This is a genomic window from Enterobacter sp. A8, assembly GCF_004296595.1.
Lineage (GTDB): Bacteria > Pseudomonadota > Gammaproteobacteria > Enterobacterales > Enterobacteriaceae > Enterobacter > Enterobacter cloacae.
Genome location: NZ_SCMF01000002.1, coordinates 104,647 through 129,754, shown reverse-complemented (window position 1 = coordinate 129,754; position 25,108 = coordinate 104,647). Strand labels below are relative to the sequence as shown.

The following is a 25,108-nucleotide window of genomic DNA, read 5'->3' as shown; positions in this document are numbered from 1 at the left end:
ATGAAACAGGTGCTTTTTATTCGTCCCGACACGCATGAGGACGGGAACATAATGTGGTGCGAGTCCGGTAGCGACCAGGTGGAACAGCGTCAGGGCGGGGCGTCACTGGCGGCGCTTGCCGGTCACGCGTTAGCCGCACGCGTCTGCCTGCTACTGCCGGCCAGCGAAATGATCTTCCGTCGCTTCACGTTGCCCAAAAAAGGCAGCGTTGAGTTCTCCTGGCTGGCAGAAGAGACGCTGATTGGCGATGTGGACACGCTTCACTGGACGGTGCTCAACAAGAAGGGGCGGGAAGTGGACGCGGTGGCCATTGATGCGGCGCGTCTGCAGTACTGGCTGGACCGCTGTGCCGATGCCGGGCTGACGGTGGTGCAGGTGCTGCCCGATGCGATCCTTCTGCCGGTAACCGAAGGCGGCAGCACGCTGGTGTCCACCGACAGTGGTTACTGGATGCGCTATTCGCCGTTTGGCGCCTGTGAAACCGACGCTGCCCTGTTGCCGCTGCTGTTGAGCCAGCAGTGCGCCGGTAACCTCGTCTGTTACGGCGATGCGCCGGCGGACGTGCAGGTGGATGAGCAACGGGCCTGGCAGCATCCGCTGGTGCTGATCCAGCCGCAGTGGAAAAGCTGCAAAGCAAACCTGCTGCACGGCGTTTTTAGCGCCACGGGTGCACAGACCGGTTTCCGTTATGCGAAACCGACTCTTGCCGCCATGGCGGTGCTGAGTATCGGATTGCTGGTTGGCCCTCGTATCGGCATGGCCTGGATGCTCTCTAACCAGGAAAACCTGGCCCAGCAGCAGATGGTGGAATTGGCCCAGCACTATTTCCCCACGCTGCGCCAGACCACCAACCTGAAGTACCACTTCGGGCAGAACATCAAGAAAGAGAAGAAAGGGATCTTTCTTCAACTGGACGCACTGGAGCAGGTCAAGCAATCGCTCCCGGCGGTCGAACTGAGTGAAGTGGGATACGACGACACCCAGAATCAGCTCACGCTGAACATCCGTTCGATGGATCCCACGGCGTTGCAGGCGTTCGTCAATAAGGCGAGTGATACCTTCGACTTTACGCTGCAGCCGGTCTCCAGTGAAGCGCCTTATACCGCTATCATCACAGGGAAATATAAATGAAAGAGAAAATTGGACAATTAAAAGCACGCTATTTGCGTTACAGCCCGCGCGAACGAACGCTGATTAAACTCTGTGGCTCGGCGCTCTGTTGCGCCATTATCTGGTACGGTGTAATGACCCCGCTGGATAATATTATTAAAAATGAGAAAAGCACGCTGCAAAAACAGAAACAGACCCTGAACTGGATGCGTGCAGAAATTAATAAAAATCACCTTCAGGCGAAAGTATTAAAAACCAGTAACCCGAGAAGCGTGGTGGAAGAGAGCGCCAAAGAGATCCACGTTGCGCTGAGTAATATCCAGCAGGACGGGCAAACCCTGACGTTTAATATTGATCGGGTCAACGTCTATGAACTGAAAAACTGGCTTCGGGAGGTGAATTTAACCACCGGGGTTCGTCTGGAGAAAATGGATCTCACGCCGGTTGATCACCTTAGCGATGTAAAGGCCCAGATTAAGCTCTCCTGGGCGAAAGTGGCATGAACTCGCTGACGCTGCTTCAGGGCAGCCAGATGCCCGCCCTTTGCCTGCTCAGCGGCACGCTTGGCGGCATTATCGGCAGCTTTCTGGGGGTGGTGGTCGAACGCATTCCCCCGCTCATTAAAGAGGAGGAGGGGGCCGGAAACCTGCTGTTTCCGACCTCCCACTGTCCCGCATGCTCCCACACGCTCGCCTGGTGGGAAAATATCCCGGTTCTGAGCTGGTGTTGCCTGCGTGGGCGCTGCCGCTGCTGCCAGACTGCGATCCCGCTGCGTCTGCTGTTGCTTGAACTTTCCAGCGCCCTGTTTTTTGCCCTGACGGCGGCGTATGCCCCGTCTGCGGCTGCATTGATGTCGCTATGGGTGCTCTGGTGTGGACTGCTGCCGCTGGCGATGATAGACGCAAAACACATGCTGCTGCCGGACTGCCTGACGCAGCCGCTGCTGTGGGCGGGCCTGCTGAATCATGCGCTTTTTCATACCTTACCGTTGTCGGATGCCCTGTTTGGCGCAGCGGCGGGCTACCTGTCGCTGTGGCTTCTCTACTGGGCCTTTCGCCTGACAACAGGACGCGAGGGATTGGGCTACGGTGATTTTAAGCTGCTGGCTGCGCTGGGCGCGTGGTGCGGCTGGCAGGCGTTACCTTCGTTATTGCTCGCGGCGGCATTAAGCGGTATCGCACTGTATTTTGTTTTTTATAAAGCGGTTAAAGAAAATAGCGTTATTCCGTTTGGCCCTCTGTTGTCACTCGCCGGTTTGGTTATTTTTATTCTGCAGACCTTGCAATTCACATTCTGATTTACGTGGTCAAGTTTTTTTTGAAATTTTTTCGCTGAGGGAATAAAAGGACGTCAACTAATTCCCGGAGTATTGTAAGAAACATAAGCTGTAAGGATTGCCGCTCATGTCTTTTTATGGAGGGTATATTAGCACTATACATGGTTAGTAAAATTAAATTGGGTTTGTGGTTTTAATTAAATAGCTTATTCAGTACTCGCCCATGTTATATGGAATACATGGTCCTTTTCATTTATCAAAAATAAGATTATCAGGAATTAATAATGAAATTTATGAAGCCAACCTATCTGGCACTCTTTGTCGCAGCCGTTTCCGGCTCTGCGTTCGCCGCAGCGCCAGGTACGCCTTCAATCAGCAGCGGTAACGATAAATTTGCCATCGTTGAAGTGGACCAGGCCGTAGTGGACTACGGTAATCTTGTTAAGGTTCATAACGACGGTGTCGACGTAAAAGTCGAGTGGAACGTCTGGAGCGGCGACGCGCCGACCTCCGGTAAAGTGCTGCTGGATGGCAAGACCGTCTGGTCCGGTGCTGCCGGTGCATCCGGTTCTGCCACCTTTAAAGTGAAAAAAGGCGGTCGCTACCAGGAGCAGGTTGAACTCTGTAACAACAGCGGCTGTACCAAAAGCGCAAGCAAGCTGATCATCGTGGCGGATACTGACGGTAGCCACCTCCTGCCGCTGAATGCGCCTCTGCAGGAAAACAACAAAACCTTCGCAAAACATACCGATAAAGTGGTTGCCGCCTACTTCCCTGAGTGGGGCGTTTATGGCCGTAACTTCCCGGTCGATAAAATCCCTGCCGCTAACCTGAACCACATCCTGTACGGCTTCATTCCAATCTGTGGCGGCGACGGCATCAACGACGGTCTGAAAACCGTTGAAAACGGCAACAGCTTCGCCAACCTGCAGAAAGCCTGTGCTGGCCGACCTGACTACACCGTGGCGATCCACGACCCGTGGGCTGCGCTGCAGAAACCACAGTCCGGCGTATCTAACTGGGACGACCCGTACAAAGGTAACTTCGGCCAGCTGATGGCGCTGAAAAAAGCCCATCCTGACCTGAAAATTCTGCCATCCATTGGCGGCTGGACCATGTCCGATCCGTTCTATCACATGAACGATTCCGCGATCCGTGCACGTTTCGTGGCCTCTGTTAAAGACTTCCTGAAAACCTGGAAATTCTTCGACGGTGTGGATATCGACTGGGAATTCCCGGGCGGCGGCGGTGTGAACGAATCACTGGGTAACCCGCAGGTGGATAAAGCAACCTACACCGCGCTGATGCACGATCTGCGTACCATGCTGAACGAACTGTCCGCTGAAACGGGGCGCACCTATGAACTGACCAGCGCCATCGGTGCCGGTAAAGATAAGATTGAAGACGTGGATTACACCACGGCGCAGCAGTATCTCGATCACATCTTCCTGATGAGCTACGACTTCTACGGCGCGTGGAGCATGACCGATCTGGGCCACCAGGCTGCGCTGCATGCACCAGCATGGCGTCCGGACACCAACTACACCACCGAAAATGGCGTTAACGCGCTGCTGGAGCAGGGCGTACAGCCAGGCAAAATCGTGGTGGGTACCGGCATGTACGGTCGTGGCTGGACTGGCGTTCACGGCTATACCGGCAACAACCCGTTCACCGGTACGGCGACTGACGGCGTGAAAGGCACCTGGGAACCAGGCGTTGTTGACTATCGTCAGATTGTGAACGAGTACAAAGGCAAGCCTGGCTGGGAATATGGCTATGACGCAGACGCTGAAGCGCCATACGTCTTCAACAAATCCACCGGCGAGCTGATCTCTTATGAAGATGCCCGTTCCGCAACCGCAAAAGGTAAGTACGTTCTGGCGAAAAACCTGGGCGGCCTGTTCGCGTGGTCTATCGACTCCGATAACGGCGATATCCTGAACGCGATGAACGAAAGCCTGCTGGGCAGCTCCACACCAGATCCGGTGGTGACCAACCATGCGCCGGTTGCTTCTGCGGCGGATCAAACCGTGACCGGCCCTGCGACCGTGACTCTGGATGGCTCTGCCTCCACCGATCCTGATGGCGATGCGCTGACCTACAAATGGACCCAGATTTCTGGCCCAAGCGTTACCCTGACCAACAGCACCAAAGCGAAGGCGACCTTCTCCGTTGGCGCTGTGACCAGCAACCAGACCCTGGCATTCCGTCTGACCGTGACCGATCCAAAAGGTCTGAGCAGCACCGCTGACGTTCAGGTTGTGAACAAAGCGCCGAAAGCCAACCAGGCCCCTGTGGTTAACCAGATGCAGAACGTCACTCTGGAAGCCGGTCAGACCTACGCCCTGAACGTGCAGGCAGCGGATCCAGACGGTGATGCACTGACCTACGCCTGGAGCGTACCATCTGATATGCACGCGACCGGTACTGATACCTCCAGCGTACAGATCACCGCGCCGGACGTTACAACTGACTCAACCTACACCCTGAGCGTTGTCGTAAGCGACGGTAAAACCAGCGTACAGTCTAACGTACAGGTTACCGTAACGCCGAAAGCCACCCCGGTTGTGCCTGATGAAGACAATACCCCGTCTGACGAAGGCAACACGCCATCCGATGAAGGTAACACCCCATCTGATGAAGGCACTGCAACCGGCAGCTGCGATAACCCGGTAGATGCCAACGCCAGCAAATACGCGGCATGGGAATCCAGCAAAATCTACAACAACGGCGACATGGTCAGCTCCGATAATCTGGTATGGAAAGCGAAGTACTGGACTCAGGGCAACAAACCTGGCTTTAACGCCGATGCATGGGAACTGGTCAGCCAGGTGAAAATGAACTGGCGCTCCGACATGGTCTACAACGGTGGTGACAAGACAACCTATCAAGGTTTCGAGTACCGCGCGAAATGGTGGACAAAAGGTGACAAACCAGGCAACAGCGATGTATGGGTGAAAGAAGGCGCGTCAGCAGACTGCAAATAATCTTCTGAGCTTGAAATTGTGGGTGTGATATCAGCCCACAATCACTGGTCACACCCCGCTTCGGGTGTGGCCAGTACCTTCCACTAATTTAACAGGACGTGTTTGAGGAGAATAAAAAACGGCCACGCAGGTGAAGAATGAAAAGGTTTCTGTTTTTGTTATTGATATTAAGTCATAGCGCATTTGCAAATTGCTGGAATAAAGCGGCGCATTATTATCATATTGATCCGTTTTTACTTTATGCCATCGCGAATGTGGAATCGGGAATGAACCCGTACGCCATTGGCATCAATCATGACGGAACGCGCGATATCGGATTAATGCAAATCAACAGCTCGCACTTTCCTGAACTTGAACGCAAAGGCATTAATGAAAACCGTCTGATGACAGAGCCCTGTACCTCCATTATGGTCGGCGCCTCTATTTTGTCAGGCATGATTAAGGTTTATGGATACAACTGGGAAGCGGTAGGTGCGTATAACGCCGGGCTTAAAAAAGAAAATTACCCTAAGCGCATGGTCTATGCCCATAAGGTCTGGAAAAAGTATCAGCAGTTAAAATTAGCCGCCCGCGACAGAACCAACTGGTGAGTTTTTTGTTTTTTGAAGAGTACCCACCCGTATTCTTCAGAAAATGAAAAGCAGCTGTCTGAAGTTTATTTATTAACGGATTAATAAATGAATTTAGATTTATTTAACTTTATCGAAATTAACAGGAATAACCGAGATGAATAAAAGGACATTACTGAGCGTGCTTATTGCCGGTGCCTGCGTAGCGCCGGTGATTGCTCAGGCCACCATGCTGAAGGCGGAAAGCAGTGTGCCTTACACCATGAAAGCCAGCGATCTGGCTAAAAAGGAAAAAGAGCTCACCGATTTCCCACTGATGAAATCCGTGAAGGATACCATCCGTACACTGGACAACGCTCAGGTCGAGCAGATTGAGCCAGGCCGTGCAGCCAACCCGGTAAACGTGAAACGCGTTGAAGGGATCCTTAAAGAGAGCGACTGGGAATACCTGTTCCCGCTGCGCGCGAAGGATTACAGCTACAGTAACTTCCTGAAAGCCGTGGGTAAATTCCCGGCGCTGTGTGATACCTACAACGATGGCCGCGACAGCGAAGCTATCTGCCGTAAAGAGCTGGCAACCATGTTTGCTCACTTCGCACAGGAAACCGGCGGCCACGAAAGCTGGCGTCCGGAGCCGGAATGGCGTCAGGCACTGGTCTATGTGCGTGAGATGGGCTGGAGCGAAGGCCAGAAGGGCGGCTATAACGGGGAGTGTAACCCGGACGTCTGGCAGGGTCAGACCTGGCCGTGCGGTAAAGACAAAGATGGCGACTTCCTGAGCTACTTTGGCCGCGGCGCTAAGCAGTTGTCCTACAACTACAACTACAACTACGGTCCATTCTCTGAAGCAATGTACGGCGATGTCCGCACGCTGCTCGACAAACCTGAGCTGGTGGCCGATACCTGGCTGAACCTGGCGAGCGCCATCTTCTTCTTCGCCTATCCACAGCCGCCAAAACCAAGCATGCTTCAGGTTATCGACGGCACCTGGCAGCCGAACGACCACGATAAAGCCAGCGGCCTTGTCCCTGGCTTTGGCGTGACCACCCAGATCATCAACGGCGGCGTAGAGTGCGGTGGCCCGACTGAAATTGCCCAGTCTCAGAACCGTATCAAATACTACAAAGAGTTCGCTAACTACCTGAAAGTCCCTGTACCGGCTGACGAAGTGCTTGGCTGTGCCAACATGAAGCAGTTCGATGAAGGTGGCGCAGGTGCCCTGAAGATCTACTGGGAACAGGACTGGGGATGGAGCGCGGATACCCCAGATGGCAAGACCTACGCTTGCCAGCTGGTGGGTTATCAGACGCCATTCAGCGCGTTCAAAGACGGCGACTACACCAAGTGTGTACAGAAGTTCTTTAACGTGAATATCGTTAACGACGACGGTTCCGCGGTCGTGCCGGATGAAACACCGGCTCCTGCTCCAGCCCCGTCTGAAGATGAGACGCCAGCGCCGACACCAACACCGGATGAAACCCCGGCACCTGTGCCAGACGACATCCCGGCGGTGGTAAATCATGCGCCTGTAGCGCAGATTGCCGGTCCGATCGGTGCGGTTGAAGCCGGCGCGCAGGTCTCCCTGAGCGCAGAAGGCTCTACCGACGAAGACGGCAATAAGCTGACCTACACCTGGCGTTCCCAGGACGGCCAGACCGTTACCGGCGACGATAAAGCGGTGGTGACCTTCAACGCACCTGAAGCCGCGACGGCGCAGCAGTATGAAATCAGCCTGACCGTCAGCGACGGTGAGCTGAGCAGCACCACCACATACCTGCTGAACGTAAAAGCCAAAGCAGCCACCCCGTCTCAGGACGAAGGCACTTCCGGCTCTTACCCGGCGTGGAGCGCGAACAGCAAGTACAGCGCAGGCGATATCGTGAACAACCACGGTAAACTGTTCCAGTGCAAACCGTTCCCGTACAGCGGCTGGTGTAACAATGCACCAATGTACTATGAACCAGGCGCAGGTCTGGCATGGTCTGAGGCCTGGACGGCATTATAAACAGCAAACGGCAACCGAAAGGTTGCCGTTTTAGTCTTTACCCCCTCTCCCTGTGGGAGAGGGCCGGGGTGAGGGCATCAGGCCGCACCCAATTAACTACCGATGCAACTTCCCGTGGTCCCGCAGCCACGCCGCCGTGCGCACAATCCCTTCATCCAGCGTCACAATCGGCTTATACCCCAGCTCGTTCTCCGCGCGCGAAATATCCAGCGTGAAATCAAAATTCAGCTTCGACACGCCGTAATGCGTCAGCGCAGGCTCTTTGGCGGTTTTGCTGCCAAAACGCTCCATGCTGCGGGCAATCATATCCAGCATAGGATAAGGCACCGAGCGAATGCGGCAGTCGATGTGCAGCTCGTCGATCAGGCGCTGCACAATGGTGCGAAGGCGGCAGGGTTCGCCGTTGGTGATGTTATACGCGCGGCCCGACGCCAGCTTATCGCTGTCCGGCTGGCTCGCCAGCCACATGGCGTACACGGCATTTTCGTAGTAAGTCATGTCCACCAGCGCATCACCGCCGCGCGGCAGCAGCACGCTGCCGTAGTGGTGCATCATCTGCGCGAGGCGCGGAATAAACACTTTATCGTGCGGTCCGAAAAGACTTTGCGGGCGCAGGATCGTAAAGCGCGTATGTGGGTTCGACTGCGCCAGCAGGTCGATCACCTCTTCGCTGGCCGCCTTGCTGCGGGCAAACTCACAGGCAAAACGGGCCGGACGGAACGTTTCCTGGATATCCCGGTGGTGGTGGTAGTCGAAGTAGAGCGACGGAGAGGAGATATGAATAAAGTTACGCACGCCCCAGGCAACGGCCCACTCGCCCAGACGGCGCGTGGCGCGCACGTTGGCGAGATCGAAGGCTTCCTGGGTTCCCCACGGAGAGGTAAAACTGGAGCAGTGCCACAGGGTGTCGATTCCGGCGAGCATCACTTTCGCCTGAGAGGAGACCAGCTCCGTCAGGTCGGCATGGACAAACTCTGCGCCCATTTTTTGCAGTAGCTTACCCATCGCCTCGTTGCGACCGGTAGCCCTGACGCTAATGCCTTTGTTGCGCAGAAATTCGACCGCATTTCGGCCTAAGCCGCTGGTCGCCCCGGTAACCAGTACCTTCATAACAATCCACTGTGTTGAAAAGAATTTCGTGCGCATTCTTTCGTGAATTACGGCGGGTTGCAATGGGAAAGGTGAAAGAAAGCGAGTTTTATTTAGTTCTTTTCCGTTTTTTGTTCTGCCAGTTGCGCAATCCGTTTTGCCATCCCGCGGAAGATAAACAGATGTGCGGGGATCATCAGTAACCAGTAGAACAGACCGGGCATCCCATGTGGGTGCCACCAGGCGCGGACATCCAGTTCACGGCAATCGCCTTTGTCTTTTAGCGTGAAGCAGAGCCGTCCCAGCCCTGGCGCTTTCATGCCGAACAGCAGCGCCAGCTGTTTTTCCGGTTCGACGATGATGACTTTCCAGCTGTCGACCGTATCACCCACTTTGAGGTACGGCTGCGCAGGGCGACCTTTCGCCAGCCGGTGGCCCACCAGCAGATCCATCGCTCCGCGTGTCTGCCAGAGAATATTGCCGAAGAAATAACGCTCTTTGCCGCCGATCTGGTTCACCACCTCCCACAGCGATGCCAGGCTGGCCGAGGTTTTCACCGTGCAGCCCGCCTGTTTCGGGTAATAACCGTACTCCGGCCGCCAGCGGGCAAACGCCTGCGCGTCGTAGCCCCAGTCGCTGGAGTTCACCAGCTTCTCTTCTTCTTTCAGGGTATGGCGTACCGCGTCGTCAAAACGGATCAGCGTCTGCGGAATTAATGCGCGCAGTTCGCCATCGTCCGCCAGCAGATCGTGCTTCAGCCCCTGGATCAGCGCTTTCGCTGTCGTCGGCGGCACCGAGGTAATAACGTTTAAAAACCACACGGAGATCCAGCGGGTCGGGAAGGGAACGGGGATGAGCCAGCGTCGGCGGCCGCTGACGCGCATAAAATGCTCGAACTGTTCCTGATAGCTCAATACCTCCGGCCCGGCGGCCTCAAGCACGCGGTGCTGTTCGGCGGGATGGTCCAGCAGCGCCACCAGGTAATGCAGCAGGTTTTCCAGGGCAATCGGCGTGGTGCGCGACCGCACCCAGCGCGGTGGGGTGAGCACCGGCAGGTTGTAGACCATATCGCGCATCACTTCGAAGGCGGCAGAGCCCGCGCCGACGATGATCCCCGCCCGCAGTTCGGTAACGGGGATATCCGCGCTGCGCAAGGTATCCGCGGTAAGCTGACGGGCGCGCAGGTGGTCCGACTGCTCATTTTCGGGCGCCTGGAGCGAGCTTAAAAAAATCACCTGCTTAACCGGCGTTTGCCGCAGGGCATCGCGGACGTTCAGGGCCACCTGACGTTCGTGGGCGATAAAATCGCCTCCTTCGCCCATGCTGTGCACCAGGTAATACAGCGTGTCGACCCCTTCCAGCAGCGCGGGCAGCGACTCAGGCCAGTTAAGGTCGACGTTGTGGCAGGTGACGCCAGGCAGGTTTAGTTTTTGCAGGCGTTCCGTGTTGCGTGCCGCCGCCAACACCTGATGCCCCTGCTGGCTTAACGCCGTGGTCAGATGCTGACCGATATACCCGCTGGCACCAAGCACCAGAATACGTTGCGGCACGTTCTGCTCCTTAACGCTGTAAAAACGCCTGCCAGTGTTTCACGACGTCCAACAGCTGCTCGCGGCTGACGTCGAGATGCATCACCAGACGCACAACGGGTGACGCGTTGATCAGTACGCCACGCGCTTTCATGAACTCCCCAAGCGCAGCGGCGTGCTCATCACCCACGCGAACAAACAGCATGTTGGTGTCGTGTCGCATCACATCGGCGCCAATTTCACGCAGTTGCCCGGCCATCCACGCGGCGTTGTCGTGATCGTCCTGCAGACGTGCCACGTTGTTTTTAAGGGCATACAGACCCGCTGCGGCCAGAATACCGGCCTGGCGCATGCCGCCGCCGGTCATCTTGCGCCAGCGGTTGGCGCGTTTGATGTAGTCCGCATCGCCCACCAGCAGAGAACCCACGGGGGTGCCCAGCCCTTTTGAGAGGCAGATGGTGAACGAGTCACAATATTGCGTAATCTCGTTCAGCTCGCAGCCGTAGGCCACCACGGCGTTAAAGATTCGTGCGCCGTCCACGTGCAGGCCGAGCCTGCGCTCGCGGGTAAATTCCCACGCCGCTTTGAGGTACTCGCGCGGCAGGACTTTGCCGTTGTGGGTGTTTTCAAGGCTGAGTAATTTGGTGCGGGCGAAGTGGATGTCGTCGGCTTTGATTTTTGCGGCGACCTTGTCGAGCGGGAGAGTGCCGTCCGGTGCGGCGTCGATCGGCTGCGGCTGAATGCTGCCGAGCACCGCCGCGCCGCCCGCTTCGTACAGGTAGTTATGCGCTCCCTGGCCGACGATGTACTCTTCACCGCGCTCGCAGTGGCTGAGCAGCGCCACCAGGTTGGCCTGCGTTCCGGTGGGCAGGAACAGGGCGGCCTCTTTACCGCTGAGTTCTGCGGCATAGCGCTGCAGTTCGTTGACCGTTGGATCGTCACCGTAGACGTCGTCCCCGACCGGGGCGGCCATCATCTCTTCGAGCATGGCGCGACTCGGACGGGTAACGGTATCACTGCGTAAATCAATCATTTCACATCCCTTTATTTTAAGAGGTCATGCGAAATGTTTTACCTGAGCCAGTTAGTTTTTGCCAGTTCGATCACTTCATCGCCGCGGCCGCTGATGATCGCCCGCAGCATGTAGAGGCTAAAACCTTTGGCCTGCTCCAGCTTGATCTGCGGCGGGATGGCCAGCTCCTCTTTGGCGACCACCACATCCACCAGCACCGGGCCGTCGATGGAAAACGCCCGTTGCAGAGCTTCATCCACCTCGGAGGCTTTCTCCACGCGGATACCGGTTATGCCGCAGGCTTCGGCAATGCGGGCAAAGTTGGTGTCGTGCAGTTCGGTGCCGTCCGTCAGATAGCCCCCGGCCTTCATCTCCATCGCCACAAAGCCCAGCACGCTGTTATTGAAGACCACGATTTTCAGCGGCAACTTCATCTGCACCACCGACAGGAAATCGCCCATCAGCATGCTGAATCCGCCGTCACCGCACATCGCCACCACCTGACGCTCCGGGGCGGTGGCTTTGGCACCCAGCGCCTGTGGCATGGCGTTGGCCATTGAGCCGTGGTTGAACGAGCCGAGCAGGCGGCGTTTGCCGTTCATCTTCAGGTAGCGTGCCGCCCAGACGGTTGGCGTGCCGACGTCGCAGGTAAAGATGGCATCGTCGTCCGCGAAGTGGCTGATCTGCTGCGCGAGATACTGCGGGTGGATCGCTTTGTCGCTCGGTTTGGCGAGATCGTCCAGCCCCTTACGCGCATCGCGGTAATCGCTCAGGGCTTTGTCGAGGAATTTACGATCCGTTTTCTCTTCCAGCAGCGGCAGCAGGGCGGCAAGGGTAGATTTAATGTCGCCCACCAGCGCCATATCGACCTTGCTGTGTGCACCGATGCTGGCCGGGTTAATATCGATCTGAATGATTTTGGCATCCGTCGGGTAGAACGCGCGATAGGGGAACTGGGTACCGAGCAGAATCAGCGTGTCGGCATTCATCATGGTATGGAAGCCGGACGAAAAACCGATCAGCCCGGTCATGCCCACGTCGTAAGGGTTATCGTACTCAACGTGCTCTTTGCCGCGCAGGGCATGAACAATTGGGGCTTTTAGCTTACCTGCAAATTCAAGGAGTTCCTTGTGCGCGCCAGCACAGCCGCTGCCGCACATCAGGGCGATATTGCTGGCGTAACGCAGCAGTTGCGCCAGTTTTTTCAGCTCCTCTTCAGCTGGGGTTACGACCGGCTGGGGGGCGTGATACCAGTGGGTGCTGGCCCCTTCGGGCGCAGCCTTGAGCGCCACATCCCCCGGGATCACGACCACAGAAACACCGCGGTTCAGCACCGCCTTGCGCATGGCTATCGCCAGAACCTGCGGGATCTGCTCCGGCGAGGACACCAGCTCGCAATAGTGGCTGCATTCACGGAACAGCTCCTGCGGATGCGTCTCCTGAAAATAGCCACTGCCGATTTCAGATGAGGGAATATGGGCGGCAATTGCCAGCACCGGCACGTGATTGCGGTGACAGTCGAACAGCCCGTTAATCAGATGCAGGTTCCCTGGGCCACACGATCCGGCGCAGACGGCCAGCTCCCCGGTGAGCTGTGCTTCGGCCCCGGCGGCAAAGGCGGCGACCTCCTCATGACGGGTCGGCATCCATTCAATGGTTTTCATCTTGTTGAGGCTGTCGCTCAGCCCGTTCAGTGAATCGCCGGTTACGCCCCAGATACGTTTTACACCTGCCTGTTCAAGGGTCTTCGCTATGTATGCAGCCACGGTTTGTTTCATGGTTGTCCGTCTCCTTTTTGTGATATCGCTTACAAGCTTAGAAGAAAGTCACTGTATTGCCTGCACAATACCCCTCATTTCAGGGTGGTTTTCACCGGCAATGATTCGGCATAATCTGGCGACAGATTGGGTGAAAACGGGAATCATTTCAGATGGTTAAATCATTGTTAATTGCTGTAAACGAAAAGCTAACGTGCGACGATCTCGGCAAACTCTTGTTACGACTTGCCGTCGGTGGGCTGATGTTGTTTCACGGATTACACAAGTTATTTGGCGGTGTGGGCTTCATCAGCGGCCTGCTGGTGGAAAAAGGGCTGCCGGGGTTTATTGCGTACGGCGTATTGATTGGCGAAGTGGTGGCACCGATCCTGATCATTGTCGGCCTCTTTACGCGCCCGGCGGCGCTGGTACTGGCGTTTACCATGATTGTGGCATGGCTGATGGTGGGCACGGGCAAAACCTTTGCACTCGATGCCGTCGGTGCGTGGGCCATTGAGAGCCTGGTGTACTTCTTTATCGGCTCGCTGGCGGTGGCGTTTTTAGGGGCAGGGCGGTACGCGGTAGGGAAAGGTCCTGCGTGGCGATAGGGTTGTTGTAGGTCGGGTAAACGTAGTGCCCCCCGACAAAAAGCCCGGTGGCGCTGACGCTTACCGGGCCTACGATCGAACATTTAACGTTTATGCAAGGACCAGGTCCCCCTGCGGATGACATGAGCACGCCAGCACATAACCTTCAGCAATTTCTGCATCGGTCAGCGTCATGGTGCTGGTCACGCTGTACTCCCCGGAGACTACCTTCGTTTTACAGCAACCGCATACGCCCGCGCGACAGGCAGCTACCACGGGCACCTTATTGCTTTCCAGCGCTTCCAGCAGCGTGGTGCCGACGCGGCCAAAGAAGGTTTGTGCCGGTTGCAGTTTGGTGAACTGAATCCCGCTGGTTGCCGCCTCCGCCACCGGCGTGAAGAACTGCTCTTTGAAGAAGCGGGTTACGCCCAGGGCTTTCACTTCCTGTTCCACAATCTCCATATACGGTGCCGGGCCGCAGGTCATCACGGTACGGTTCGCTATATCGGGCACGCGTTGCAGCAGCTCGCGGCTCAGACGTCCCTCGACAAAACCGTGCGTCGCGTTGTGCTCTGCCACCAGCGTCACCGGGTAGTTGCGCCACTCATCGGCAAAGATCACATCGTCCGGCGAACGCACGCTGTAGATCACCTGCACGTCGGCCTGGGGGCGGTTTTTGGCCAGCCAGCGACGCATTGACATGATCGGCGTGACGCCACAGCCCGCGGCCAGCAGCAGGAATTTATCTTCGCTTTTGTCGTCACAGGTAAATTCCCCCTGAGCGTCAGACAGCCAGATGTAATCCCCGCGCTTGACGTCACGCGTGAGCCACTGCGAGCCTGCACCGTCATCGATGCGGCGGATAGTGAGCGTAATGTATTCGCTCACGCCCGGCGTCGAGGAGATCGTATAGGCGCGCAATGTGTCCGCCGCGTTGCGGACACTGACCAGCGCATACTGACCGGCACGGTACGGGTAGTAGTCATGGCACAGCAGCGACAGCGTCCACACATCCGGCGTCTCCTGCTGGATGTGATGAACCTGCATCCGCCACGGGCACTGAGAGGTTGGCATGGTCATGAAATACTCCTTACGCGCTCAGCAGTTGCTGCATATCTTCTTCTACGGTGGTCACGGAACGCAGACCGAATTTCTCGTTCAGCACGGCCAGCAGGTCCGGCGTCAGGAAGCCTGGCGCGGTTGGGCCGGTGACGATATTGGTAACGCCCAAAGAGAGCAGGGTCAGCAGGATCACAATCGCTTTCTGCTCGAACCAGGAGAGCACCAGCGACAGCGGCAGATCGTTCACGCCGCAGCCCAGTTTCTCCGCCAGCGTGACCGCCAGAATGATGGCTGAATAGGCATCGTTACACTGACCAGCATCCACCAGACGCGGCAGCCCTTCAATGTTACCGAAGTCCAGCTTGTTGAAACGGTATTTACCGCAGGCCAGCGTCAGGATCAGGCAATCTTCCGGCACGCGGGTGGCGAAATCGGTGAAGTAGTTACGCTCACCGCGCGCGCCGTCACAGCCGCCAATCAGGAAGATGTGGCGCAGTTTTTCACGGCTGACGAGGTCAATCAGCGAGTCTGCGGCGCCGAGCAGCGTTTCGCGGCCAAAACCGACGGTAATCAGGTGCGGAATTTCGCTGTACGGGAAGCCCGCCATCTGCTGCGCCTGGGCGATCACCGGACCGAAATCGTCACCTTCAAGGTGGCTCACGCCCGGCCAGCCGACGATGCTGCGGGTCCAGATGCGGTCATCATACGCGCCGACGGTCGGGTCGATGATGCAGTTAGAGGTCATCACAATTGGGCCCGGGAAGCGGGCGAACTCAACCTGCTGATTCTGCCAGCCGCTGCCGTAGTTCCCGATCAGATGTTTGAATTTACGCAGTTCCGGGTAGCCGTGTGCGGGCAGCATTTCGCCGTGGGTATAGACGTTAACGCCGGTGCCTTCGGTCTGCTTCAGCAGGTTGTAGAGATCTTTCAGGTCGTGGCCGGAGATGAGAATACATTTGCCTTCGGTCGCTTTCACATTGACCTGCGTTGGCGTTGGATGACCGTAGGTGCTGGTTTCACCGGTATCCAGAATGCTCATCACTTTGAAGTTCATCTGGCCGATTTCCATGGAGCACTCAAGCAGCGCATTCATATCGGCAGGCCAGGTGCCCAGCCACGCCATGATTTTGTGGTACTGCGCGTAGATGTCGTTATCGTACTGGCCAAGCACGTGCGCGTGCTCCATATAGGCTGCGGCACCTTTCAGGCCGTACAGGCACAGCAGGCGCAGGCCGAGAATGTTCTCGCCAATCGCCGCTTTGTCTTTGTTCGGGGTAAATTCTGCGGCCTGACGCTGTAATTCGCCCAGGTCGTCACTCACCAGCTGCAGTTCTGACATCGGGTTGTCCACGCGGGCGCTGGCATCGGCATTCAGGCACTGCGCTTTCAGCGCTTCGCGCAGGGCAATCGCTTCACGGGCGTACCCGACAATGCGCGGCGAATCAAAGTTAACGTTAGTCAGCGTGGAGAAAAAGGCGCGCGGCGCAAAGCTGTCTACGTAGTGGTCGACAATACCGTACTCGCGGGCTTTGAATGCCCAGGCGGAAAGCCCCTGCAGGGCAGCAATCAGCAGATCCTGCAGGTCTGATGTTTCTGCGGTTTTACCGCACATACCCTGCGCGTAAGAACAGCCATTGCCTGCCGGGGTACGGATAGTTTGTTCACATTGCACACAAAACATAATCACACCTGTTAAAGTTATATTTGATATACATGTTTAAGGTTATGCCTGTGTCCGGGCGGTGAAAAGGGCTTTTTTTGACAAAGTAGAGGGAGATTGATTTAGCGCAATTTTGGCGGCAGGAACCCTACCGCCAGAGAGGTATCAGGCGGAGAAAAAGGCCATCAGAACAGGCACCAGCAGGCTCAGAATAAAGCCGTGTACGATGGCGGCGGGCACCATTTCCAGCCCGCCAGAGCGTTGTAATACCGGCAGGGTAAAGTCCATCGACGTCGCCCCGCTCAGACCCAGCGCGGTAGAGCGGCTGCGGCGAACCAGACCCGGGATCAGCATGATGGCGATTAACTCCCGCGCCAGGTCGTTAAAGAAGGCGGCGCTGCCAATAACAGGGCCAAACGACTCGGTTAGCAGAATACCGGAGAGGGAATACCAGCCAAATCCGGAGGCCATGGCCAGGCCGGTTTTGAGCGGCAGGTCGAGAATCAAGGCGTTAATGACGCCTGCTACCAATGAACTGGCGACCACAATAACGGCAACAATCATTCCCCGACGATTCAGGACAATCTGTTTCAGGGTCATGCCATTATTGCGTAACTGGATACCAATAAGGAACAGCAGGAAGATCAGGGTATATTCGCTGGCTTCGGTGGCGTGCTGCAAAAAAGGCCATCCGGTGAGCCCAAGGACAAAACCGAGCACCACGACGCCGCACAGTTTTAATGATTCCAGCGCCATCGCAATTCGGGAAGGCAGTTTTTCCTGATGGTGATGGTTTTTCCACGGAATAGTGCGTTCAAGCCAGAATAAGGCGGCGATATTGCAGAGCAAAATAACCACAACTGTGACCGCAGAATAATGCAGGATGGAAAGCAGATTGGTCGCCAGGTTATCCAGAAAGGCCAGGCTAATCCCCATAAAGAACAGAATGACGTAAACAATCCAGCTGAGAAAACGGTTGATAAGCCGTAATGCCGATGCCTGATGCAGCGGGATAAGATAGCCCACAATCAGGGGCAGCAGAATAATGAGGAGTCCTGAGAACATGAACAACCGGTCCTTGTGAGTAGCTGTTGAGCGCCAGAGACACTACCCAATAAAGGCTGTTCAGTAAAGCGGCAAAAGAAAGCCGGGTGTCGGCTGCGCCTTACCCGGCCTGTTGCCCTCACCGTGGCCCTCTCCCACAGGGAGAGGGAGGGAAAGATTAATCGCGTTTTTCCAGCAGGGTGCGATACAGCACGCCGCCCAGAATACCGCCGACGATCGGCATTACCCAGAACAGCCACAGCTGCTCAAGTGCCCAACCGCCCTGGAAGATGGCGACGGCGGTGCTGCGCGCCGGGTTCACCGAGGTGTTGGTCACCGGAATGGAGATCAGGTGAATAAGCGTCAGTGCCAGACCAATGGCGATAGGCGCGAAGCCCGCAGGGGCGTATTTGTCGGTCGCGCCGTGGATCACCAGCAGGAAGCCGGCGGTCAGCACAATTTCAATCACAATGGCAGAGAGCATAGAGTAGCCGCCAGGCGAGTGCTCACCGAAGCCGTTGGAAGCAAAACCGCTGGCTGCGGCGTCAAAGCCGGCTTTACCGCTGGCAATCACGTACAGCACCGCGGCAGCAATAATACCGCCCACAACCTGAGCGACAATATAGCCAATGACCTCTTTAGCCGGGAAGCGACCACCAGCCCATAAGCCTAATGTCACGGCCGGGTTAAAATGACCACCGGAAATATGTCCCACGGCGAAGGCCATGGTTAATACCGTTAAACCAAATGCCAGCGCGACGCCGACAAAACCTATGCCGAGTTCCGGAAATGCTGCTGCCAGAACGGCACTACCGCAGCCACCAAACACCAGCCAGAATGTACCAAAGCATTCTGCTGCTAATTTTCTGAACATAACCACCTCAATTAACTACCGCACGCTTTCCCGCGCGCGGGATATATCGCCATAAAGGGATGACGACTCAAAGAGCCATTATTTTAGAAACCAACAACACCCCTTCGCCACTTAAATAAATTCGGATAATTTGATTTAAGGCAATGTGATGTCAATCCTTGTTCAAACTGGAGGTGAATAGATCATAGTCCAATTTGCGGGCAATAGTTTGTGGTGCTATTGAGACTATTTCAAATGAAACCTTGCACGTAAATTCTGAATTTTTCGTGCTGAGACAAAATAATCAGGAGGCCTGACAGTGTTCTGTGCGGCATCCTCCCGCTATACTGCTGATAACTTAAAGGAAAAAGTGATCATTTCTCGGGGGATGTATGCTTCTCGAACGTGTGGAAATTGTCGGGTTTCGCGGTATAAACCGTCTGTCACTCCAGCTGGAGCAGAATAACGTCCTCATCGGCGAGAACGCCTGGGGTAAGTCCAGCCTGCTGGATGCGCTGACGCTGCTGCTTTCGCCCGAAGGCGATTTGTATCACTTCGTTCATGATGATTTCTGGTTTCCGCCCGGCGATGTCAACGGCCGCGAGAAGCATCTCCATATCATTCTGACGTTCCGCGAATCCGAGCCGGGGCGTCACCGGGTGCGTCGCTTCCGCCCGATGTCACCGTGCTGGGTTCAGAGCGACGATGGCTTCCACCGTATTTTTTATCGTCTGGAAGGCGAGATGTCAGAGAATGAAGGGGTGCTGACCCTGCGTGAATTTCTCGACCAGAAAGGCAACCCCATACCGCTGGACAATATCGACGAGCTGGCCCGGCATCTGATTCGTTTGATGCCGGTGCTACGCTTGCGCGATGCGCGTTTTATGCGGCGTATCCGTAACGGTACCGTGCCGCATATGCCGGAAGTAGAAGTCACCGCCCGCGAGCTTGATTTCCTGGCACGCGAGCTGGTTTCGCGTCCGCAAAATCTCACCGATGGGCAAATCCGCCAGGGGCTCTCTGCCATGGTGCAACTGCTGGAGCACTATTTTTCCGAGCAGGGAACCTCGCAGTCGCGCCATCGTCTGATGCGCCGTCGGTCCCATGATGAGCAACGAAGCTGGCGCTATCTCGATATCATTAACCGGATGATCGACCGGCCCGGCGGACGCACTCATCGGGTGATTTTGCTGGGGCTATTTTCCACTCTTCTGCAGGCCAAGGGAACCGTCCGTCTGGATCGCGATGCGCGTCCGCTGCTGCTGGTGGAAGATCCGGAAACACGTCTGCACCCCATCATGCTCTCCGTTGCCTGGCACCTGTTGAATCTGCTGCCGCTTCAGCGCATTACCACCACCAATTCCGGCGAGTTGTTGTCGCTGACGCCGGTAGAGTATGTTTGCCGCCTGGTGCGTGAATCATCGCGCGTTTCTGCTTACCGGCTGGGGCCGGGAGGGATGAATGCCGAGGATGGTCGCCGTATTGCGTTTCATATCCGCTTTAATCGCGCCTCGTCGCTTTTTGCCCGCTGCTGGCTTCTGGTGGAGGGGGAAACCGAGACCTGGGTCATCAACGAGCTGGCGCGCCAGTGCGGCCACCATTTTGATGCGGAGGGGATTAAGGTCATCGAGTTTGCGCAGTCAGGGTTAAAGCCGCTGATCAAATTCGCCCGGCGGATGGGCATAGAATGGCACGTGCTGGTCGACGGCGATGAGGCGGGTAAAAAATACGCATCCACCGTGCGCAGCCTGTTGAACGATGAGCGAGAAGAAGAGCGGGATCATTTAACCATGCTGCCCGCCATGGACATGGAGCACTTTATGTACCGCCAGGGGTTCGATGACGTGTTCCACAGGATAGCGATGGTGCCGGTCGATGTGCCGATGAACATGCGGCGCGTGATCGCCAAAGCGATCCACCGCTCTTCAAAACCGGATTTAGCCATTGAAGTGGCAACAGAAGCAGGGCGGAGAGGGATCGAATCGGTGCCTACGCTGCTGCGTAAAATGTTCTCCCGCGTCCTGTGGCTGGCACGCGGGAAAGCCGATTAACGCCGGGTTGCCTGGGTGACCTGCTCTGTCAGGCTATCCAGCAGCTCATAGCGGCGGCGATATTCCGCGCGTTTTTTACTGGCAATCTCTTCCATGGACTTACGCGGCATGGCAAGCGGCAGTTCAAAGTTACCGCTATCCTGTTTGTGTCCGCCGAGGGAGATCCAGAAGCTGTCGTAATCCGCCAGCAGTTTCCCCTCTTTTTTCTTGCGATATCGCCAGCTGCGATAGATGTGGGTGGCATTACTCACCGCCACAATCTGCTCCACCGGGAAGGCGCTGCCAAGCGTCATGACAGCTTCAACCAGCAGACGTTTCGGGAAAAGACCATGGCACGCCTTGGTTGCCTTCTGGATCAGCTCATGCGGAACGTGGGCTTTCGCCCCCTGCAGACCGCCGATAAAGAGTGTGCTTTTGCCTTCAAACGGGCACAGCGTAAACGTTATTTCCGCCAGCACGGTATCCTGATGGTCACTGAAAAAGAGGGTAGCTTCTCCCTCTTTATCCAGGAACGCATCGGCGCACAACCGAACGGTAAACTGCTGTTCATCCTTACCGGTTAAGGTCAGGAGCGTCACGCCCTGCTTAGAAAGATAGCCTTTAAGCAGCGCGGCCGGCAGGTGGTCACTCATGGTCTGGTAGTGCCAGTTCAGGGCTTCCAGCGCATGCGGGCGATCCATATTCACGGTCAGCCAAGGGCGATGCAGGCGACAGGGCAGGCCAGGCTGGACCTGCAGCATTTGCATCAAACGGGGCTGCTTTGCCAGGCTTGAGAGCAGACGTGCGGTGCTGAGCGGTGTGGCCAGCGTGCGAAGCGCAAACTTACGTCGATAGGCGGGATTTTGCCATGCCAGGCCCGGCGTAATGGCGCCAGTGACCAGACTTTTAAACAGCTGCCAGCCGGATTTAGGCTGCGACAGAGTGGAATACGGTGTATCGACGATGGAAGACATGTGAGATCCTGCTTCTTATGGAATGGCGTTATTTCAGCAGGCCCTTTGTCAACGTTGTGTCAACAAATCCAGGCATTTCCTGAATTCAGGGGTTTCGTTGAGGAGTGGTTTAGATAGAATCGACGTTGATATAAGCCAGAATAATTATTTGGAATATTTATGAACCTTAAGGGAAAACGCAGAAAGTGGTTTCTGCTGCTGGCGATAGTGGTGATAGCGGGCGGATACTGGTTATGGCAAGTGCTCAACGCGCCGGTTCCGCAGTATCAAACGCTGATCGTCCGTCCGGGTGAATTGCAGCAAAACGTGCTGGCGACCGGCAAACTTGATGCGCTGCGCAAGGTTGACGTGGGCGCACAGGTTAGCGGGCAGTTAAAAACGCTGTCCGTTGAGATTGGCGATAAGGTGAAAAAGGGGCAACTGCTCGGCGTTATCGACCCGGAACAGGCTGAAAACCAGATCCGGGAAGTGGAAGCCACGCTGATGGAGCTGCGCGCACAGCGTGCGCAGGCGCTGGCGGAGCGTAATCTTGCCCAGGTGACCCTGACGCGTCAGCAGGCGCTGGCCAAAACGCAGGCGATCTCGAAACAGGATCTCGACACGGCCGCCACCGAACTGGCGGTGAAACAGGCGCAGATTGGCACCATTGACGCGCAAATCAAGCGCAACCAGGCGTCTCTGGATACGGCGAAAACCAACCTCGATTATACGAAGATTGTGGCGCCCATGGCCGGGGAAGTGACCCAGATCACCACGCTTCAGGGTCAGACGGTGATTGCTGCCCAACAAGCGCCGAACATTCTGACGCTGGCGGACATGAGCACTATGCTGGTGAAAGCGCAGGTTTCCGAGGCGGATGTTATCCATCTTAAGCCGGGGCAGAACGCCTGGTTTACCGTACTGGGCGATCCGCAGACGCGCTATGAAGGCGTGCTGAAGGACATTCTGCCTACGCCGGAAAAAGTGAACGATGCGATCTTCTACTATGCCCGTTTTGAAGTCCCCAACCCGCAGGGCGTGCTGCGTCTGGATATGACCGCGCAGGTCCATATTCAGCTGACCGGCGTAAAAAACGTGCTGACCGTTCCGCTCTCTGCGCTGGGGGAATCCGCCGGGGATAACCGCTATAAGGTGAAGGTGTTACGCAACGGCGAAACGCGCGAGCGTGAAGTGGTGATTGGCGCACGCAACGATACTGACGTGGTGGTGGTGAAAGGGCTGGAAGAGGGTGACGAGGTTGTCACCAGCGAAACCCTGCCCGGAGCGGCGAAATGACGGCGTTGCTTGAGCTGACTGACATTCGTCGCAGCTATCCGTCGGGCGATGGTCCGGTGGAGGTGCTGAAGGGTATCTCCCTGAGCGTGGAAGCGGGCGAGATGGTGGCGATTGTTGGCGCGTCGGGTTCCGGTAAATCGACGCTGATGAACATTCTTGGCTGTCTGGATAAACCGACCAGCGGCACCTACCGCGTGGCCGGAACGGACGTTTCCACTCTGGACGGCGACGCGCTGGCAAAGCTGCGTCGGGAACACTTCGGCTTTATCTTTCAGCGTTACCATCTGCTCTCTCACCTGAGTGCGGCGCAGAACGTGGAGGTCCCGGCGGTCTATGCAGGTGTGGAGCGCAAGAAACGCCTTGCGCGGGCGCAGACGCTGTTAACGCGTCTTGGCCTGGCGGAGCGGGTAGAGTATCAGCCCTCACAGCTTTCTGGCGGTCAGCAGCAGCGTGTGAGTATTGCCCGTGCGCTGATGAACGGCGGGCAGGTGATCCTGGCCGATGAACCCACCGGAGCGCTCGACAGCCATTCCGGTGAAGAGGTGATGGCGATCCTCCATCAGCTTCGCGATCAGGGGCACACGGTCATTATCGTGACTCACGATCCGCAGGTGGCGGCGCAGGCTGAGCGCATTATCGAGATCCACGACGGCGAGCTGGTGAGCAACCCGCCGCCGCGTGCGTCCAGAGCGGCCGCGCCAAAAGAAGCCTTGCCTGCTGCAACCGGCTGGGGACAGTTTTCCAGTGGTTTTCGCGAGGCGCTGACCATGGCCTGGCTGGCGATGGCGGCCAATAAAATGCGCACCCTGCTGACCATGCTTGGGATCATCATCGGTATTGCATCGGTGGTGTCGATTGTGGTGGTGGGCGATGCAGCCAAACAGCTGGTGCTGGCGGATATCCGCGCTATCGGGACCAACACCATTGACGTCTATCCCGGGAAAGACTTTGGTGATGACGAACCGCAGTATCAGCAGGCGTTGAAATACGACGACCTGGCGGCCATTCAGAAACAGCCGTGGGTCAATTCGGCGACGCCTGCCGTGTCGCAAAACCTTCGCCTGCGCGTGGGTAACGTGGACGTTGCCGCCAGCGCGAACGGCGTCAGCGGAGATTATTTCAACGTCTACGGCATGACCTTCAGCGAAGGGGCGACCTTCAACGCCGAACAGCTGGCGGGCAGGGCGCAGGTGGTGGTACTGGATGCGAACTCGCGCAGACAGCTCTTCCCCAATAAAACCAACGTCGTGGGCGAAGTGATCCTCGTAGGGAACATGCCAGCCACCGTGATTGGCGTGGCGGAAGAGAAGCAGTCCATGTTTGGCAGCAGCAAGATCCTGCGGGTCTGGCTACCGTACAGCACCATTTCCGGGCGGATTATGGGGCAGTCATGGCTGAACTCCATCACCGTGCGCGTCAAGGAGGGTTATGACAGCGCGCTGGCCGAACAGCAGCTTGAGCGGCTGTTAACCCTGCGTCACGGGAAGAAGGATTTCTTCACCTGGAATATGGACGGCCTCTTGAAAACGGCGGAAAAGACCACACGTACTCTTCAGCTGTTCCTCACGCTGGTGGCGGTGATTTCGCTGGTTGTTGGCGGTATCGGGGTAATGAATATCATGCTGGTCTCGGTGACGGAACGTACCCGGGAAATTGGTATTCGCATGGCGGTCGGGGCCAGAGCCAGCGACGTGCTGCAGCAATTTTTGATTGAAGCGGTGCTGGTGTGTCTGGTGGGCGGCGCCATGGGGATTGCGCTGTCGATGATGATCGCCTTTGCCCTGCAGATTTTCTTACCCGGCTGGGAGATTGGGTTTTCACCGGTGGCCATTCTTACCGCATTTTTATGCTCGACCTTTACCGGCATCTTGTTTGGCTGGCTGCCGGCCCGCAACGCGGCGCGGCTGGATCCGGTGGATGCGCTGGCTCGGGAATAACCCGAAAATAAAAATGCCAGCCGATCGGGCTGGCATTTTGACTGCGGGATGTACACAATAAAACAGAGAGCTAAGCAACCGTTTCTGCTTCAATCGGTACAATAAGGCTTGCGTGATTGCCTTTGGGTCCCTGATGTACATCGAACCGGACGGACTGCCCGGCTTTGAGCGTTCTGTAACCATCCATCTGAATGGTGGAATAGTGAGCGAATATATCCTCGCCGCCGCCTTCGGGGCAGATGAAGCCAAACCCTTTGGCGTTGTTGAACCACTTAACAGTACCCATTTCCATGCTTCGACATCCTTCGTAAATCTTATAAGTTAAGATGGAATGAACCGGTGGTGGAGTGGG

20 protein-coding genes are annotated in these 25,108 nt (G+C 56.5%); 10 read left to right on the top strand and 10 right to left on the bottom strand.

Annotation, left to right across the window (positions count from 1 at the left end; translation table 11 throughout):
• From gspL to EQV24_RS08595, 6 genes are all read left to right on the top strand, one after another.
• A complete protein-coding gene (gene gspL / locus EQV24_RS08620; RefSeq protein WP_130626459.1) occupies nucleotides 1-1,131 on the top strand; it encodes a type II secretion system protein GspL in 1,131 nt (376 codons plus the stop codon).
• Nucleotides 1,128-1,613 carry a type II secretion system protein M gene (locus EQV24_RS08615; protein WP_023621352.1) on the top strand — a complete coding sequence of 162 codons (486 nt, stop codon included), beginning with the start codon at nucleotides 1,128-1,130 and terminating at the stop codon, nucleotides 1,611-1,613. Before gspL ends, EQV24_RS08615 begins: the two co-directional genes overlap by 4 nt.
• Nucleotides 1,610-2,407: an A24 family peptidase gene (locus EQV24_RS08610; RefSeq protein WP_130626458.1), complete on the top strand. Its 798-nt coding sequence runs from the start codon at nucleotides 1,610-1,612 to the stop codon at nucleotides 2,405-2,407. The genes EQV24_RS08615 and EQV24_RS08610 overlap by 4 nt, the downstream gene beginning before the upstream one ends.
• A 263-nt stretch (nucleotides 2,408-2,670) precedes the next feature.
• Complete coding sequence (locus EQV24_RS08605) at nucleotides 2,671-5,373, top strand: glycosyl hydrolase family 18 protein (protein WP_058650636.1); 2,703 nt, start codon at nucleotides 2,671-2,673, stop codon at nucleotides 5,371-5,373.
• 137 nt (nucleotides 5,374-5,510) lie between these two features.
• Complete coding sequence (iagB, locus tag EQV24_RS08600; RefSeq protein WP_040022870.1) at nucleotides 5,511-5,963, top strand: type III secretion system invasion protein IagB; 453 nt, start codon at nucleotides 5,511-5,513, stop codon at nucleotides 5,961-5,963.
• A gap of 136 nt (nucleotides 5,964-6,099) precedes the next feature.
• Nucleotides 6,100-7,947 (top strand): glycoside hydrolase family 19 protein, encoded by a 1,848-nt coding sequence (locus EQV24_RS08595; RefSeq protein WP_130626457.1) that lies wholly within the window; start codon nucleotides 6,100-6,102, stop codon nucleotides 7,945-7,947.
• A 96-nt stretch (nucleotides 7,948-8,043) separates the two neighbouring features.
• On the opposite strand, the gene EQV24_RS08590 is transcribed toward EQV24_RS08595, so the two are convergent.
• The 4 genes from EQV24_RS08590 to poxB form a co-directional block, all read right to left on the bottom strand.
• Nucleotides 8,044-9,057: an NAD(P)-dependent oxidoreductase gene (locus tag EQV24_RS08590; RefSeq protein ID WP_013097338.1), complete on the bottom strand. Its 1,014-nt coding sequence runs from the start codon at nucleotides 9,055-9,057 to the stop codon at nucleotides 8,044-8,046.
• A gap of 92 nt (nucleotides 9,058-9,149) precedes the next feature.
• On the bottom strand, nucleotides 9,150-10,586 hold the full coding sequence (locus tag EQV24_RS08585; RefSeq protein WP_029883005.1) for an SDR family oxidoreductase: 1,437 nt from the start codon (nucleotides 10,584-10,586) through the stop codon (nucleotides 9,150-9,152).
• A 10-nt stretch (nucleotides 10,587-10,596) separates the two neighbouring features.
• Nucleotides 10,597-11,598, bottom strand: coding sequence for a low-specificity L-threonine aldolase (gene ltaE / locus EQV24_RS08580; protein WP_020689923.1), 1,002 nt, complete (start codon nucleotides 11,596-11,598; stop codon nucleotides 10,597-10,599).
• Nucleotides 11,599-11,636: 38 nt separating this feature from the next.
• On the bottom strand, nucleotides 11,637-13,355 hold the full coding sequence (gene poxB / locus EQV24_RS08575) for a ubiquinone-dependent pyruvate dehydrogenase (protein WP_023343670.1): 1,719 nt from the start codon (nucleotides 13,353-13,355) through the stop codon (nucleotides 11,637-11,639).
• A 152-nt stretch (nucleotides 13,356-13,507) separates the two neighbouring features.
• Here poxB and EQV24_RS08570 point away from each other — a divergent pair, with 152 nt between their 5' ends.
• Nucleotides 13,508-13,942 carry a DoxX family protein gene (locus EQV24_RS08570; RefSeq protein ID WP_029883004.1) on the top strand — a complete coding sequence of 145 codons (435 nt, stop codon included), beginning with the start codon at nucleotides 13,508-13,510 and terminating at the stop codon, nucleotides 13,940-13,942.
• Nucleotides 13,943-14,032: 90 nt separating this feature from the next.
• Here EQV24_RS08570 and hcr read toward each other — a convergent pair whose 3' ends face one another.
• From hcr to aqpZ, 4 genes are all read right to left on the bottom strand, one after another.
• The gene (gene hcr, locus EQV24_RS08565; protein WP_130626456.1) at nucleotides 14,033-15,001 is read right to left on the bottom strand and encodes an NADH oxidoreductase; all 969 of its coding nucleotides are present in this window, start codon (nucleotides 14,999-15,001) and stop codon (nucleotides 14,033-14,035) included.
• Between the two features lie 10 nt (nucleotides 15,002-15,011).
• Nucleotides 15,012-16,664: a hydroxylamine reductase gene (gene hcp, locus EQV24_RS08560; RefSeq protein WP_130626455.1), complete on the bottom strand. Its 1,653-nt coding sequence runs from the start codon at nucleotides 16,662-16,664 to the stop codon at nucleotides 15,012-15,014.
• Between the two features lie 144 nt (nucleotides 16,665-16,808).
• Entirely contained in the window at nucleotides 16,809-17,708 is a 900-nt protein-coding gene (locus EQV24_RS08555) for a lysine exporter LysO family protein (RefSeq protein WP_130626454.1), read from the bottom strand.
• A 157-nt stretch (nucleotides 17,709-17,865) separates the two neighbouring features.
• Nucleotides 17,866-18,561, bottom strand: a complete 696-nt coding sequence (aqpZ, locus tag EQV24_RS08550; RefSeq protein ID WP_013097330.1) for an aquaporin Z — start codon at nucleotides 18,559-18,561, stop codon at nucleotides 17,866-17,868.
• Between the two features lie 371 nt (nucleotides 18,562-18,932).
• Between aqpZ and EQV24_RS08545 the strand changes: the two genes are divergently transcribed.
• Nucleotides 18,933-20,591, top strand: coding sequence for an ATP-dependent endonuclease (locus EQV24_RS08545; RefSeq protein WP_013097329.1), 1,659 nt, complete (start codon nucleotides 18,933-18,935; stop codon nucleotides 20,589-20,591).
• Here the strand turns inward: EQV24_RS08545 and EQV24_RS08540 are convergent.
• A complete protein-coding gene (locus tag EQV24_RS08540) occupies nucleotides 20,588-21,544 on the bottom strand; it encodes a VirK/YbjX family protein (protein ID WP_130626453.1) in 957 nt (318 codons plus the stop codon). The genes EQV24_RS08545 and EQV24_RS08540 overlap by 4 nt on opposite strands.
• A gap of 159 nt (nucleotides 21,545-21,703) precedes the next feature.
• On the opposite strand from EQV24_RS08540, the gene macA reads away from it, so the two are divergent.
• Together macA and macB are read left to right on the top strand one after the other, a co-directional pair.
• A complete protein-coding gene (macA, locus tag EQV24_RS08535; RefSeq protein ID WP_013097327.1) occupies nucleotides 21,704-22,819 on the top strand; it encodes a macrolide transporter subunit MacA in 1,116 nt (371 codons plus the stop codon).
• A complete protein-coding gene (gene macB, locus EQV24_RS08530) occupies nucleotides 22,816-24,756 on the top strand; it encodes a macrolide ABC transporter ATP-binding protein/permease MacB (protein ID WP_130626452.1) in 1,941 nt (646 codons plus the stop codon). Before macA ends, macB begins: the two co-directional genes overlap by 4 nt.
• A gap of 70 nt (nucleotides 24,757-24,826) precedes the next feature.
• On the opposite strand, the gene cspD is transcribed toward macB, so the two are convergent.
• Nucleotides 24,827-25,048, bottom strand: coding sequence for a cold shock-like protein CspD (gene cspD, locus EQV24_RS08525; RefSeq protein ID WP_008499993.1), 222 nt, complete (start codon nucleotides 25,046-25,048; stop codon nucleotides 24,827-24,829).
• Nucleotides 25,049-25,108 lie beyond the last annotated feature (60 nt).